Origin of the sequence: Mycobacterium sp. E3198 (assembly GCF_001667015.1) — a bacterium.
GTDB lineage: Bacteria > Actinomycetota > Actinomycetes > Mycobacteriales > Mycobacteriaceae > Mycobacterium.
Map to the genome: position 1 here is coordinate 1 of NZ_LZIS01000143.1, position 827 is coordinate 827.

General features: G+C 71.5%; 1 protein-coding gene. It reads right to left on the reverse strand.

Annotated elements, in window-relative coordinates; all coding sequences use genetic code 11:
- Nucleotides 1-643 (reverse strand): NADP-dependent oxidoreductase (locus A5673_RS16295; protein WP_197518396.1); only part of this gene is annotated, 643 nt, incomplete at its 3' end.
- Nucleotides 644-827 lie beyond the last annotated feature (184 nt).

Below are 827 nucleotides of genomic sequence, written 5' to 3' on the forward strand. Positions count from 1 at the left end.
AATGCTCTTTGAGCGCCGCCGCCAGGTCGTCGTTCTTGTAGTCGATGCACGCGTCGAATCCGAAGTCCTCCACCACCGCCCGGCACTTCTCCGGGCCCCCGGCGATGCCCACCACCCGCGCGCCGGCGATCTTGGCGATCTGCCCGGCCACCGAGCCGGTGGCGCCCGCGGCGGCCGACACCACCACCGTCTCCCCGGGCTGGGGCCGGCCGATGTCCATCATCCCGATGTAGGCGGTGGCGCCGGTGGGGCCGTACACCGACATCACCGCCAGCTGGTCGACCGCACCCTGGCCGGGCACCGGCGTGCTGAAGACGTCGTCGCGGATGATCACGTACTCCTGGAAGCCCGACAGCGTGGTGACGACATCGCCGATCTCGAAGGCGTCGCAGCGCGTCGCCACCACCTCACCGATCCCGGCTGCCCGGATCACCTCGCCCAGTTGCACCGGCGGCAGGTAGCCCGGCTGGTCGTTCAGCCAGGTGCGGACCGCCGCGTCGAGCCCGACGTAGGTGGTGCGCAGCAGCGCCTCGCCCTCGGCGGGCTCGGGCGCCGGCCTGGTGACGAGCTCGGTGTCCTCGGGCTGGACCAGACCAGTCGGGCGGCGACGCAACAGGATTTGGCGGTTCGGCAAGTCGGGCACGGTGCTGAAACTACCCATTGGACTCGTTCGGGTGGGAGCATCTGTCCATGAACTCGCAGGACGACCCGGAAGAGCGCATCCGGGAACTCGAGCGCCCCCTGGCCGACGCGGCGCGCGCATCCGAGCCCGGACAAGGGCAGCCGCCCGGGGGCTACCCGTATCCGCCCGCGCCACCCGGCCAGCC